The sequence below is a fragment of the Spirosoma koreense genome (assembly GCF_054777875.1).
On record NZ_BAAHAC010000022.1, the window covers coordinates 843,007 to 857,503 of the forward strand.

The window sequence follows — 14,497 nt, forward strand, 5'->3', positions numbered from 1 at the left end:
ATTGGGTGATTCTATCGTGTGAATCTAACCAGGTTAGTCCAACTGAAAATTGATCGGTAAGTTGTACTGCACATTGACTACCTGTCCATCCTGCTTAGCCGGAGTCCAGCGTGGCATCTGCTTAACCACGCGGACGGCTTCTGCGTCGGCGCCGTAGCCGATTCCTTTCAGAATCTGCACATCGGTGATTTCGCCGGTCGTTGTTACAACGAAACGTACAAATACCCGTCCCTGCACATGGGCCTTCTTGGCTGCCGACGGATATTTCAGGTTCCGTTTCATATAATTACCCAGCTCGGCCATTCCGCCCGGAAATTCCGGCTGCTGCTCGACCACCGTATAGATTTCACCATTCACCTGGCGGGCCGACGCCTGAGCGCCTGCCTGACCGCTTCCAGCCAGTGGCTGATCGGGTTCCGATTGGGTACACATGGTCAGAAGAGCGGCCAGCGGTAGTGCCAGCGCGTAGCCGAGCAGTTGTCGGCGGGAAGAAGCGGGTTTATGTAACATGACGATACGTTGTTTGAGGGTTGATTTAGAAACGAAAGGAGTGAGTAACGCGGTTGGCGAAACATTGAGCGCGTAAGCAACCAGAATCCGGGGATAGTCAGGCTGGGGTGTTTGCAGCACAGCCCGGTCGGCCAGAAATTCGTGGACTTCCTGCAGAGAATGTTTGTAGAGCCACAGCACCGGATTGAACCAGAAAGCGGCCTGCATCAACTCCAGAAACAGCACGTCAACCGTGTGGTACTGCCGAATATGGGCTTCTTCGTGGTGGAGCAAAACATCCGGTCCGCTGAGTGCATCCGTGTGGTTGAGTACCAGATACCGCCCGAACGAAAACGATGGGGCCGGTTTGGTGGAGGTAAGCACCTGCGGTAGGCGCACGAGCGTATAGGTCGGTTTTCGTTCAGCGGTTCCCTGCCCAATGAGCCGGAATACCGACCGCAGATTCAGTACGAATCGTACCAGCATGACAAGAACGCCGAGCCCGTAGATTGCCCAGAGCACCTGCGTCAGCGACCAGGTACCGGTTTCGGTCGGGGCCGCTGTGCCGATCACCAGGGTGGGTAGAGTGAGGTTCACCAGCGCCAGCGATTCGGCCGTTCCAGCCGGTAGCTTTACCAGCGGGAGCGCCAGCGAAAGGATAACCGAAGCAAGCAGATAGACCCGGTTCAGGCCAAAAAAGGTGCTACGGCGTAGCAACAGCCAGTAGCAGCCGTAGAACAGCAGCAGATAGAGGCTGGCTGTCAGCAGGTAGGGGAGTGTGTTCATTTCTTTTTCGTCGTAATGAGGATGACCCCGTTTTTACCTTTCTCACCGTACGTGCCCGTGGCAGATTCTCCTTTTAATACGCTTATACTCTCGATATTTTTAGGATTCAGGGAGTCCGATGAAAAATGGTTCATTTCAATGCCATCGATGATGTACAGCGGAGGAGGACTTAATAGCGGCCGATTTTCGTGAATGCTTATCGTCGTGGCTTTGGGCTGGGGCGTGGTGTCGGGCCTGAATTTACTGGCGGGCACTATCGTCATTGCCAGACGAGGCTGATACGGATAGTCTCCGCTGCGAGTCGTCGGGAAGTCGCCGATTGGGCTGCCGGTCGGACCAAAAACGGGCATGCCGTCCAGCCAGCCGGTACGTTTATCTTCTTTCTTTTCCAGCGCAAACTGAATTGGCAGCACAAACTGCGTCGCGACGGGCTGGCCGTTCTGCTGACCCGGAATCCAGTGCGGCATCTGCCTGACAATGCGTAGCGCTTCGGCATCACATTCCTTACTGAGTCCTTTTTTTATCGTCGCCGAACCGATAGCACCCGAGGGAAGCACCATAAACTCGACTAATACCTTGCCTTGAATGCCGGCCGCTTTGGCTTTAGCCGGGTAGCGTAAGGCCTGCGCTACATACTGCATCAGGCCCGGTATGCCAGTTGGGAAAACGGCGGGTTCTTCCACCGCTGTGTAGCTTTTCCTGGTAATCGTTTCAGCCGAAGGCGGGGTCCGGACGGGCATCTTCGGGTTGGGCTTGATGGCCTTGTAAACCGAGGTGGCCCCCATGGTCGGTAATTCGTCGGGATCAGTCGGTACCAGCGCGACGTCGATCGTTGTCCGGTTGTCGAGGGGTAAAACAACGGTTTGGAACCCAACGAAGCTAACGCTCAGCAGCGCCTGCCCGGATACCTGCTTAAGCGTATACCGACCCTGCGCGTCGGTAGGCGTACCTTTTCCGGTGGCCGCAACCAGCACCATCGCTCCCGGTAAGCCTTTGCCATCGACCGAACTGAGCACGCGACCCGATACCGTCAGGGTTTCGCCCGTCGCCCGAGAGACGATCGCTGTAATGTCCTCACGTGCGGTTGTCATCGCCAGTAACCCGAACACCAGGGGAGCTATGAGTACGTATTTGCCCAGTGCCCAGCGCGTTGTGGCTTTCTGCTGAAGCATCGTAATACGTTGCTTCAGCAGCGATGGGTTAAAAAAGTTGTTCGTCAGCATACCTGGTTCCGGCTGTCTACGTTGCAAACCGAACGAGTAGGCGACCAGAAACTGCGCGTATTCGGCGGGTCGGCTGGCCTGTTTATCGGCCAGGAACTCGTGAACCTGCCGCAGCAGCCGGTTAAGAAGCCACAGCATCGGACAGGCCCAGAACAACGCCTGCAGCAAGCCCAGGATTACGACGTCGACGCTGTGGTGTTGCCGAACGTGGACCAGTTCATGCTGAATGATCAGCTCATTTTCGGCATCGGCGGGATTAAGAACAAGGTATTGAAAAAACGAGAACGTGGGCATCGTCGCGTCGTTGGGTCGTACCAGTACATAATCGCCCTGCACCTGTTTAGGCGACCGACGGATCAACCGAAGCAGGCGGGTCGTACGGACCAGAAACCGGGCGACAAAACCGAGTGCGATCAGCCCATATACGATCCAGCCGATCTGTTCCCAATCGGGCGAATCGGCCACCGCTTCGGCAGGCGCGGTAGCCATCGGAAGAGCAATGAGCCCCACGGGTAAAGGGTCTATGGCCTGGGTAGGCAGACTAACAAGCGGTAGGGCCAACGAGAGCAGCGCGGAACCAATCAGGTATAGCCGATTCAGACTAAAAAAGGTATGCCGCCGGAGTAACAGCCAGTAGCTTGCCGCAAACAGCAGACCGTAGAGGTTGGCTTTCAGGAAATAGTCGAGGGCATTCATTGGTCTTTCTTTTTGTTTAGGAGCTTAATGATTTCGTTGGCTTCCGATAGGCTGATGTTCTTGTCCTGCACAAAAAATGACACCAGCTTTTTAAGCGAATTATCGAAGTAGTTCGCCATGAGCTGTTCGGTCTGAAAACGGCGGTACTGTTCTTCCGTGATCAGCGGGTAGTACTCATGCGTTTTTCCGTAGGCCGTGTACCCAACCAGTTCCTTTTTCTCCAGAATGCGGATAATGGTCGAAACTGTGTTATAAGCGGGTTTGGGTTCGGGTAACTCGGCCAGCACATCTTTTACAAAGCCTTTCTGAAGTTGCCACAACACCCGCATAATCTCTTCTTCGGCTTTGGTCAGTTCGCGTATCGGCATAATCGTTAGGGAAGCATATGAAAGATAAACGAAAGGTATGACTAATGGTTTAGTTTTACAACTAATATATTAGTTATTTTCTTTTTTAAAAGATAATGATCTGATAATCAGAATATATGCTGCTACCATAAGCAGCAGTCGGCCCGTTAGCCAGCGTACGTTTTCCGCTGGCCAACGGGCCGACTCAATTATACCCGGAAAAAATTGTGTAGGGCCGTATTACTGGCTGACGGTGAATGTAATGGTCATAACGTTGCCATCGATCGACCGTTCCTGAACGATCATGCCCGAATCTTCATCGAACAGACGGTCGCCGACGTGCGGTAATACGTTGAAATACTGGTGAAATATCTGCATGCTGGTGAAACAGATACGGAGTTTTTTCATCCAGACTGCTGTTACTGCCGGGTCTTCGTACCAGTTATCGATCTCCGATCGCTTTTTAATGGTATGCAACAGTCGTTCGGAAAGCATGAACTTGATCTGCCAACCGTCTATTTTCCAGTCGGGGTGATCAAGCGTATCGATAATCGATTTCATTTACGTGGCAATTTGAGAAGATCGGTGCGCGAATGTAGTAACTATTTACGTGTAAAATATGCTACTTTATTGATATAGTTTTTATTCTTGAGTATATAATTAACTTAATGAATTGTTATGTTTTTTGTGATGTAGTTAAGGATACAAATATTGGTTTTGGTGTCCGGTCGGGGCATACATCTGGATATCGGAGACAGGCAGGGTTGCATCGGATCTGTCGGTATGTAACCAGCTCGTTACCCTTCTTCGTACGTGCTCAGCGGCTTTACCCGGCCTACGACCCGGCGCACTTTGCGTTAGGTTATGATGGGAATATGAACGCTAAAATTACCTGCGTCGGCTTAGATGATGCCGGGAACTTAGTCAACCGGGTCGAGTCGCAAAGCGTAGTGGTTTAGTCATTGTCTGAGGCACAACAAAAAACGGGCACTTACTGAGTGCCCGTTTTTTGTTGTAGGTTATTGGCTTACGGTTTCTTGAACAAGGGTGCGTGAATTTGCCGGAGGGTTTCGACTGGAATCTTGATCACTTCCCGGTCGTAGGTCAGAAGCCCGTTCACTTCCCCTTCTACGTCCGTCGTCTGGGTATAGACAGCCGCCGAAAGCGCCTGCTTCTGGTAGTACTCAATGATCTTGGCGTATTTCTTCTGGTAGGCTTTCAGGACTACATCGGCCGATTGGTAGGTCTGATACCCCCAGTTGCGCATGCCGGGGTTCCAAAGATGCCCCTGAACCGGCCAGCCAATGCCACCGAATTCACCGATCACTACGACCCGGTTAGCTTTGGGGGCCGGCGCTCTGGGCTCTTCTTCATACGTATGAATGTCGTAAAAATCACCCGCGCCAAGGTCGTTCCAGCCACTGGCCGCGTTGATAGCCCGGCTGGGGTCGATGGCTTTTACCCAGTCGGCCAGCCGCTTGTTGTCGTACTGGCCCCAACCTTCGTTATGCACCACCCAGGTAACGATGCTGGGGTGATTATGCAGCCGGTTCATCATCCGGCGGAGTTCCAGCTCGAACTGTTCCTTGCCTTTCGACCGGCGGACGGGTTCCGACTGATCGCCGGGATGTTCGTTCTGACCTTCCAGAAAGCCCGACGGCATGTCCTGCCAGACCAGGATACCGAGTTTATCGCAGAGGTAGTAATAGCGCTCGGGTTCGACTTTGATGTGCTTGCGGAGCATGTTGAAGCCCGATTTTTTCAGAAAATCGATCTCAAAGGTCATGCCCTCATCCGAGGGGGGCGTTAGTAAACCACCTGGCCACCAGCCCTGGTCGAGCGGGCCGTTCTGAAACACGAATTTATTATTCAGCAACAAGACTGGCTGATTGGCCACGGGACCCGGACCCACCGAAATTTTTCGCATCGCAAAATAACCCGTAACCACATCGACCGGGCTGCCGACCACCGTGGCGTTGGCATAGGCCGTCCGGAGGGGCTCATCCTGGCGCGGACGCCGATTCCGGGGTGTATCGCCGAATGGATCGTTGACGGTAACAAGCTCAACTTTAAAGTCGTACAGAAATGGGCTGTCGGGCGACCAGAGTTTCGGGTTTTTGATGTTCAGGTAAGCGGTTCTACCCGCCCGAACCAGCGTAGTCGCTACGGTCTGAGTTCCGTCCAGCGCGGTCACGCGAATGGCTGTCGTGTAATTATCGGCGGGTTTGTCGAGCAGCGCTTCGACCCGAACCCGGCCCGAATCCAGTTCTGGTGTCAGACGCACCTCTTCCAGATACGTCTGTTTCGGAACCGGCTCCATCCAGACCGTCTGCCAGATGCCCGACACCGGTGTGTACCAGATTCCGTTAGGATTGAGCAATTGCTTACCGCGCGGCTGTTCACCGGTAGAGGTCGGGTCCAGAACGCCCAGTACGAGTTCGTTCTGCCCATTTTTCAGGTAATCCGTAATGTCGAAACTGAACGCGTCGGAGCCGCCCGTATGCGAGCCGACCAATCCACCGTTTACCCAGAGATTGCACTCGTAATCGACGGCACCAAAATGAAGCAACACCCGCTGCCCCGACCAGTCGGAAGGGAGGCTAACCGTCCGGCGATACCATAGTCGCTGGTCGGCCGTGAGCGATTTGGTCACCTTCGATAAGGTCGATTCGAGGGCGAAGGGCACCAGAATCTGGCCGTCGTAGCGGGTTGGTTGCGGGGCGGTTTTCGGTGTAATGGCGTAGTCCCACAGGCCATTCAGATTTTGCCACGCTTTCCGAACCAGTTGCGGACGGGGATATTCGCGCCAGGCGTTTTCGGGGGTAATCTGTTTTTCCCATCGGCTCATGATGGGCGCAGGCTGCAACTGACTAGCAGTGGGGGCCTGTCCCAGAGCAAGCAGAGAACTTAGCAAAACAAAGGATAGGGTGTGAAAAATGCGCATGAAGCAGGATTGGGTTTAAACGAATGAACCGCTGCTGGTTATGACTTGATCATAACGATCATAATCAGCAGTCTATAAATTACTTACCCGCTGGCTTGTTTAGTTTACCTTCGAGCATCTTGATAAAATACCCACCAACCACCGACCGGGCCTGAAAACCAACCTGTTTGGCATCCGTTGTTTCGTGCCAGTCGGTCAGCGGAACCCGCGACGGCGTTTCGTTGGCAAAGCGCCAGACGGGTTTGACCAGCGCCTGAAAATCGGCGGGCGAGTTAGCGAGCGTTGCCGTCCACATAATCCAGTCCGACTTGGTGTAGGTTTTCCGGCTGTCGAGCGGCAGGCCGTACGGTTTCTGTTTGGTCAGGTAATAGGCAATCTCCTTCTGCGCTACTTCTTTCGGGAAAATGTTCATCGCCAGCAGTTTATCCCAGATCAGGTTGTATTTCTGGCTCCAGGTATCGGCCGGGTTCTCGAACGTCAGATCGTAGTGCGGTTTGTCCGATGGAGTTTTGTCGAGGGCGAGTTCCTGCCATTTGGCTGCCATGTCACGGGCGGTTTTGAAGTAGGTGTCGGCGGTGGCTTTGTCGCCCAGCTGACCCGCCAGTTTTCCGTAGGCCGCAATACCCAGAATTGCTTTCACCGACAGGTTGGCATTGCGGGCAATGTGGCCGGCGAAGTCGTCGGTGCATAACTGATTGGCCGGGTCGAAGCCATCTTTTTTGAGATATTCGACCCAGGTAGTCAGGGTTTTCCAGTGTTGTTTGGCATAGCTGGCATTTCCTTCGGCACCTGCTATGGCTCCCATTAGCAGAAGCATATTACCGCTTTCTTCCACGGGCATGTCTTCGCCGTAGGTTTGCCCGTTGGCCTGCGGATACGTACCGACGTCGTGGGCGGGAAACGGTTTGGTCCATCGGCCGCTTTCCGAATACTGAAAAATCGGTTCCATCATGCCTTTCAGCAGAGTTGGATTATAGAGCAGGAACAGCGGTGCCGACGGATAAGTAATGTCTACGGTACCGATGGATCCGTTCGAGAAATTCTCTTTCGAAAAGAACAGTACCTCGTTCTTCGGACCGGCCACAATCTTATGGGCCGCAATGGCCTGCCGATACGCCAGCACGCACAAATCTGCGTATTCTTTTCCCCCCGCTTTCTGCGCATCGGCGCGGAGCTTTTCATCGAAAGCTGTGCATTTCTGCTGCAGCTGAGCGTATTCTTTTTCGGCCGTTTTCAGCAGTTCGGGCATGGTTACTTTTTCGCTCCGACGCCACCAGGCCCGTAGATTTTGCTGGAAATACTGTACCGAGTACAGATCGTCGTAAGCCAGCATCAGGTGTTTGGTCGTGACGTTGCTGAAATCCAGCACGCTGGCAATAGAAACGTCGATAGCAGCCCTTGGGTCGGTAAGATTCGTGGTTTTGGGCAACTGGCCGTTTGTCAGAAAGCTTTGCTTCAGCGCGTCGGCCATGCCCACGGCGGTCTGATTGCCGGTCTGCTGCGGCACGGCCAGGTACGCATAGCCCCAGTCGATCCGGACGTTATCGCCCTTCCGGTACAAAATCGATTGCGGCTCGGTGCCTACCAGTTCGTAGGTCAGGCCATCGGTCTGCCCGGTTCTGGCTACCACTTTCTGCCCAACGGTATGGGTCGCCAGCGTACCCGATTCGCTGAAAAAGACCTGGGTCGAATGCGGCTTCCCATCGCGCGAACGAACGTCGAAGGTCAGGTACGTGATCGGTCGGGCGGCCACCTCCAGGTTATCCAGCAGGAGCGGAGACAGGAAATTGACCGTTAGGTTGACTGCTCCGGCCGTGAAGGTATAGTGGGTTTGCGTGGCCGATACCGTTACACCCGTTTGCGTGGCTACGGCCACCGACGCCGACTTGATGGGATTGACAATACCGACGTCGATAAACGAACCGCCCCGCGGGCTGACGCAATGTACGGCCAGCACGTTTTTTCCGGTTTTCAGCGCTTTCTGACCGGCGGCCGACAACGGGAGGTGAATGTATTCGTTGATGTAGCCGGGTTTATCCAGAATCTTCGTGCCGTTGAGGTAGATTACCACGTCATCGTCGTGATTGAGGGTCAGCAGCAATTTCGACGGATCGGCTTTGCCATCGTAGGTAAACTCCCGTCGCAGGTAAATACCGTGCGACATGGTTTCGGCGTTTTTCCACTTGCTTTTGGCATCAGGCGTATCCCCAAACGGCCCTTTGCCCGATAGCCAGCGGCTATCGTCGAAGTCGGCCTTCTCCCAGCCCTCGGTCTGATTGGTAAAGGAATATTTCGCTGAGTAGCTGTCTATTTCGCCCGAGGGCAGAATGTTCTCGTAGGTGGTGGGCACGGCACCCATGAACTGGTAGGCTTTGCCATCGACCCGAATGATGCCCTCCAGCGACTGCGGTTTTCCCGTCCAGTGGCGGGTGGGCGAATCCGTCAGTTTATCGGTCGTACTCCAGACGCTGAAATATGGATCATGCGTAACAAGCGGGTAGGCGGGTGGGCGAAGGGTCTGGGCTGTACTACTGCCTGCTAAAAGGCCGAGAAACAAAAGACCAGCAACCTGAACGAGGGTAGTTTTGTGCATAGGAAATAAACTCAAATTTTGGCAAAAGTAACAATTGCCCAACATCATAAACTCAGCGCAGGCTAACCTTTACTTATTGTTGCCCAACCGAGCTTGGTTTTCAGTAGTATGCGCTGCAGACCAAGGGTATTGAAGCTAATCTGAACGCTCGGCTACCACCCGGAAGGGTAGAACGGGCGGGCTGAAGCCTTATTCCTTCAAAACCCTTTGTAACCGATTGCATAAATGAAAAAAATCTTCTCGCTGATCATTGGGCTGATGCTTCTTGGTCAGAAGTCGGCAATTGTAGCCCAGCAGATTTCCCGGGACGAATTGATCTTTCTGACACCCGACTGGAAAGGCGAACGCTTCCCCGACGGCCGCCCTAAAGTGCCGGATTCGATCCTAAAACGCATGAAACTGGTGACCCAGGAAGAAGCCTGGGCGGTACTGAAAGGCGAAAACTACCGCTATCAGTTTGCCGGCGACTGGCAGACCATCAACCCCGATAGTGTGCTGGTAGGCCGGGCGCTGACCGCGACGTTTATGCCCGGTCGCCCGGATGTGCATCGGGTGACGGATGAGAAAGGACATACGAAAGATGGTCGCGTGAAGTCGCAGAATGCCTGGCCGATCGACATGCTTGTGAAAGGCGATGTGTACGTAGTCGATCAGTTCGGGATGCATGAAGATGGCCCGACCATCGGCGATAACCTGGGCAATTCCATTTACGCTAAAACCGGCAATGGTATCGTCTACGAAGGCGCTGTACGGGACGTGGCCGGGCTAAAAGAAATTGGTGGGTTTACGTCGTATTTCCGGAGTTACCACCCGTCGCACCACAACCCCGAAGGTAACCTGAACACCACACTGGTGGGTATCAACCGGCCTACGCGCATTGGAAAGGTGATGGTCATGCCGGGCGATATCGTGCTGGGCCGCGACGGGGGCGTCTGTTTCATTCCGCCCCACCTGGCCGAAAAAGTCGTAAAAACCTCCGAGATCATTCGCCTGCGGGATATGTTTGGTCACCTGCGCCTGCGCGAACAGAAGTACACGCCCGGTCAGATCGACTCCCGCTGGTCGGACGAGATCGAGAAAGATTTTTCGAAGTGGCTGAACGCCCACCTGAACGAACTGCCGGTTCCGAAAGAGCAGATCCAGGACTACCTGAAAACCCGAACATGGTAAGTTGATGAACACAGAGGGCACAGAGTTTTAATTTATTCCTCTTTGTTCTCCGTGTCTCCGCTTCGGCGGTCCGATGTGTTCATCTCTGATTTCCTTAAACCTTTTCCCTGAAAAAATATGGCAACATCTCGTCGTTCCTTTCTGACTAAAAGTGCTTTAGCCGGTGTATTCAGCGCCAGCGCTCTATCCAGTTTCGGGGAGGGGCTCGAAACGGCGGTGCACCATGCTCCGCAATCATCGGCTCCCTCAGACCTGAAAATTACTGATATTAAATGCGGTTATACGCGGGGCGGGCACAGCCTGTTTGTGAAGATTCATACCAATCAGGGCATCTGGGGCTGCGGAGAAGCCGTCGACGCTTCGGTCGGTACGTATCACCTGGTGAAACTGATGGCCGACCGAATCAAAGGCAAAAGCCCGCTCAACGTCAACCGCTTGTTCGAAGATGTTCGGAAATCCGGCTTTTTCGAAGGTGCTCAGGCAGGTATCTACATCTCGGTGCTGTCGGCGGTCGAAACGGCCCTCTGGGATCTGGTCGGGAAAGCACTCGGTATGCCCGTCTATCAGTTGCTGGGTGGGAAATTTCGGGATAAGATCCGGGTGTATTGCGATACGGGCGCCTACCGCGAAACCGACACCAGTGCCGATGCTTTCGGTAAAAGCGCCAAACGAGCCGTCGATATGGGCTTTACGGCCGTAAAATACGACATCGACGAACGCAACGACCCGAACAAATACGATGCCTATAACTGGACCGCCAGCCCCGGCGAACTGGAGCGGATGTACAACCAGATTGCGGGCGTCCGCAAAGCCGTCGGCCCAAAAATCGACATCTGCGTAGACATGCACGGCCGTTACGACGTTACGACCGGCCGGCGGGTGGCTAAAATGATGGAACCGCTGAACCTGCTGTTTCTGGAGGAACCTATTCCGGCCGAAAATCCGGAAGCCTACAAGCAAATTCGCGAAGCCTCCAACACGCCGATCTGCGCGGGCGAAAACCATTATCTGGCGCATGGCTTCCGAAAACTGCTCGAAATCGGGGCTGTCGACATCATCATGCCCGATCTGCAGAAGGCCGGTGGACTAGGAGAAGCGCAACGCATTGCCAACTTGGCCAACCTGTATTACGTACCGTTTGCTCCGCACATGGTGGCGTCGTATCTGGGGGCGATGGCGTCGAGCCACGTGTGTGCGTCGGTGCCGAACTTCCTGATTCTCGAATGGCAAATTTATTTCCACGAAGAACCGATGTTCAAAGAAATCGTGACATTCGACGGACCGATGGTGGAGAAAGGGTTCATCCCGTTATCGAACAAACCGGGTATCGGCGTAGAGATCAACGAAGAAGGTATGAAAAAATACGCGCCCAAGGACGTGCCGTTTTTCGTCTAAGACAATGTATCGCGGCCGCGATACCTGCAACCTTACGAAACCCATGTATATCTTACCATTCCGTCCTGCACTCGTCGGAGCCTGTTTTGCCTTCAGTCTGACCGTTCACTATGTCAACGCGCAGGCACCTAACGTCCAGAAAATGACTCCTGAGGAGCGAACCGCATACATGACTAAGATGCGGGAAGCCAGTCAGGCCGACTGGCAGAAGGGAATGGATGAACTCCGGCTAAAACAGCCGACGCTACCCCCGCCTGCCGACGACCCTAAACGGCCGCAGCACCTAAAGCCCAAAGAAGGAACCAACAACTGGTTCGACGACGCGGCCAATACGCACATTCGCTCGGGCTGGGGCAACTGGACCAATTATGAAGAAGCCAAAGCGAATGACTACACCTTACCTGACCCGCTGAAGCTGAAAAACGGAAAGCCGGTCAAGGACGCCAACACCTGGTGGAAGCAGCGCCGACCGGAGATTCTGAACGATTACCTGACGGAGATTTATGGTAAAACGCCCACAAATACACCCCGCGTAACGTTTGCTCCCACCGGCATCGATAGTACGGTACTGAACGGGAAAGCGGTTCGAAAAATGATCATCGGCAATATCGATAACAGCCGGTATCCGATGGCGAAACCGAGCATTCCGGTGACGTATTACCGGCCGGTCAAGGCTACCGGGGCTATTCCGCTGATGGTCATTGTCTGGGGCACGTTTCCGCAACCGATGGCGGCTATCGAGAAAATCATCGATGCAGGCTGGGCCGTTGCCACCGTAAATACCGGCGGGGTTCAACTCGATAGCGGGGCGGGCCTACACGAGGGTATTATCGGTCTGATGAACCAGGGCAAGGACCGCAAACCCGACGACTGGGGCGTTTTGACGGCCTGGAGCTGGGGGCTGAGCCGGGTACTTGATTATTTTGAAAAAGACAACGGTATCAATCCCAAACAGATTGGGGTGCAGGGCCATTCGCGCTGGGGCAAAACGGCTCTGCTGGCGGGGGCGCTCGACCCACGCTGGGCGATCGTGTTTGCCAGCTGTTCGGGTTCAATGGGCGCTTCGCTGGAGAAACGGAATTACGGTGAAACCATCGACAACGTAGCCGGTTCGGGCGAATACCACTGGATGGCCACTAATTTCCTGAAATACGGCGGAAACTGGGTCGCCATGCCGGTGGATGCCCATGAGTTAATTACGCTGGTGGCACCCCGTCCGGTATTCATTACGGGTGGTACCAAAGACCTCTGGGCCGACCCGAAAGGCGAGTTTCTAGCCTGCGTAGGGGCTAGCCCAGTGTATGAGCTATTAGGAAAGAAGGGCATAGGAACAACCGAGATGCCCGCGCCGGATGTTGCGCTCATCAATGGCGAAGTGGCTTTTCGGGAACACGAAGGCGGTCACGTCGATATTCTCGACTGGCCGGTGTTTTTAGAATTTGCGCAACGACAATTCAAAAAAAGATGAACACAGGCTGTCCGTCGATACGGCACGGAGAGCACAGAGTTTTGATCTATTCCCCTGTGCTCTCCGTGCCGTATCGACGGACAGCCTGTGTTGAAACAAAATATAATAAATGAGTATGCTACAAACCATGCGCTGGTTCGGGCCACACGACCCGGTCTCGCTGATGGATATCCGGCAGGCGGGTTGTACGGGCGTAGTTACGGCCTTGCACCAGATTCCGGTGGGAACGCTGTGGACCATTGAGGAGATCGAAGACCGAAAAGCGCTTATCGAAGCCGACAATCGAACGTATACGCCCCTGCACTGGGCCGTGGTCGAGAGTCTGCCGGTACACGAAGACATCAAAAAAGGCAGACCCACACGCGATGCCTACATCGAAACTTACCGGCAGTCGATCCGGAACCTGGCGGCCTGCGGCATACGAACGGTCTGTTACAACTTCATGCCGGTGCTCGACTGGTCGCGGACGAACCTGACCTACGAAATGCCCGACGGCTCGCGGGCGCTCCGGTTTGTCTGGGAAGATTTTGCCGTGTTCGATCTGTGCATCCTGAAGCGACCGAAGGCCGAAGCCGACTACGGGCCTGAGCTGAGCGAATTGGCCCGCCGGACGTTCGGCCAGATGACTCCCGAGCAAATTCAGACCCTGACGAATATTGTACTGCTGGGACTGCCGGGTTCGGAAGAAGCTTTTTCGCTCGATACGTTTCAGGCGCTGCTGAACGAATATGCTGTCATCGGCGACCAGGCGCTTCGGGAAAATCTTTACTATTTCATCCAGCAGGTGGCACCGGTCGCGCAGGAGGTGGGCGTCAATCTCTGCATTCACCCCGACGATCCGCCGTACCCGCTGCTGGGGCTGCCCCGCGTGGTGAGCACCGAAGCGGATCTCGCGCAACTGATGGCCGCCAGCGACCTAATCGCCAACGGCATTACTTTCTGCACGGGTTCGCTTGGCATCCGCTCCGACAATGATCTGCCCGGCATAATCCGGCGCTTTGGCGAGCGGATTCATTTCGTACACTTACGCACGACCAAGCGGGAAGGCCCCGAACTACCAAACAATCCCGGTACGTTTTACGAAGCCGATCACCTGGCGGGCGATGTCGATATGTACGCCGTAGTGAAGGCGCTGGTGCTGGAACAGAAACGGCGGGAACAAACCGGCGTCGGCGAAACCCATATTCCTATGCGCCCCGATCATGGCCACCAGATGCTTGATGATCTGCACAAAAGAACCTATCCGGGCTATTCGGCCATCGGTCGGCTGCGGGGCCTGGCAGAAATCCGGGGGCTGGAAATGGGTATCCAGCGATCGCTGGCCGAAACCGAATAAGCCTGGTTCGAAGATTAGCCTTGTTTTGTCATTCCGACGGCAGGAGGAAT

The 14,497-nt window shown here is 54.5% G+C and carries 10 protein-coding genes; 4 read left to right on the plus strand and 6 right to left on the minus strand.

Features of this window, described 5'->3' with window-relative positions; all coding sequences use genetic code 11:
• Window positions 1–33: 33 nt before the first annotated feature.
• The 6 genes from ACYVC2_RS16800 to ACYVC2_RS16825 form a co-directional block, all read right to left on the minus strand.
• Window positions 34–1,275, minus strand: coding sequence for a TonB family protein (locus tag ACYVC2_RS16800; protein WP_461103753.1), 1,242 nt, complete (start codon window positions 1,273–1,275; stop codon window positions 34–36).
• On the minus strand, window positions 1,272–3,194 hold the full coding sequence (locus tag ACYVC2_RS16805) for a M56 family metallopeptidase (protein WP_461103755.1): 1,923 nt from the start codon (window positions 3,192–3,194) through the stop codon (window positions 1,272–1,274). Before ACYVC2_RS16805 ends, ACYVC2_RS16800 begins: the two co-directional genes overlap by 4 nt.
• Complete coding sequence (locus ACYVC2_RS16810) at window positions 3,191–3,562, minus strand: BlaI/MecI/CopY family transcriptional regulator (protein ID WP_461103757.1); 372 nt, start codon at window positions 3,560–3,562, stop codon at window positions 3,191–3,193. The genes ACYVC2_RS16805 and ACYVC2_RS16810 overlap by 4 nt, the downstream gene beginning before the upstream one ends.
• A gap of 219 nt (window positions 3,563–3,781) precedes the next feature.
• Window positions 3,782–4,102: a hypothetical protein gene (locus tag ACYVC2_RS16815; protein WP_461103759.1), complete on the minus strand. Its 321-nt coding sequence runs from the start codon at window positions 4,100–4,102 to the stop codon at window positions 3,782–3,784.
• A gap of 466 nt (window positions 4,103–4,568) precedes the next feature.
• Window positions 4,569–6,485 (minus strand): glycoside hydrolase family 2 protein, encoded by a 1,917-nt coding sequence (locus tag ACYVC2_RS16820; protein ID WP_461103761.1) that lies wholly within the window; start codon window positions 6,483–6,485, stop codon window positions 4,569–4,571.
• 79 nt (window positions 6,486–6,564) lie between these two features.
• Window positions 6,565–9,078 (minus strand): glutaminase family protein, encoded by a 2,514-nt coding sequence (locus tag ACYVC2_RS16825; RefSeq protein ID WP_461103763.1) that lies wholly within the window; start codon window positions 9,076–9,078, stop codon window positions 6,565–6,567.
• A gap of 258 nt (window positions 9,079–9,336) precedes the next feature.
• Between ACYVC2_RS16825 and ACYVC2_RS16830 the strand changes: the two genes are divergently transcribed.
• The 4 genes from ACYVC2_RS16830 (at window position 9,337) to uxuA (ending at window position 14,447) form a co-directional block, all read left to right on the plus strand.
• Window positions 9,337–10,248 (plus strand): RraA family protein, encoded by a 912-nt coding sequence (locus ACYVC2_RS16830; protein ID WP_461107166.1) that lies wholly within the window; start codon window positions 9,337–9,339, stop codon window positions 10,246–10,248.
• Window positions 10,249–10,365: 117 nt separating this feature from the next.
• Complete coding sequence (locus ACYVC2_RS16835; RefSeq protein ID WP_461103765.1) at window positions 10,366–11,643, plus strand: mandelate racemase/muconate lactonizing enzyme family protein; 1,278 nt, start codon at window positions 10,366–10,368, stop codon at window positions 11,641–11,643.
• Window positions 11,644–11,686: 43 nt separating this feature from the next.
• Entirely contained in the window at window positions 11,687–13,111 is a 1,425-nt protein-coding gene (locus tag ACYVC2_RS16840; protein WP_461103767.1) for an alpha/beta hydrolase family protein, read from the plus strand.
• Window positions 13,112–13,220: 109 nt separating this feature from the next.
• The gene (gene uxuA, locus ACYVC2_RS16845; protein ID WP_461103769.1) at window positions 13,221–14,447 is read left to right on the plus strand and encodes a mannonate dehydratase; all 1,227 of its coding nucleotides are present in this window, start codon (window positions 13,221–13,223) and stop codon (window positions 14,445–14,447) included.
• The last annotated feature ends 50 nt before the right edge of the window (window positions 14,448–14,497 follow it).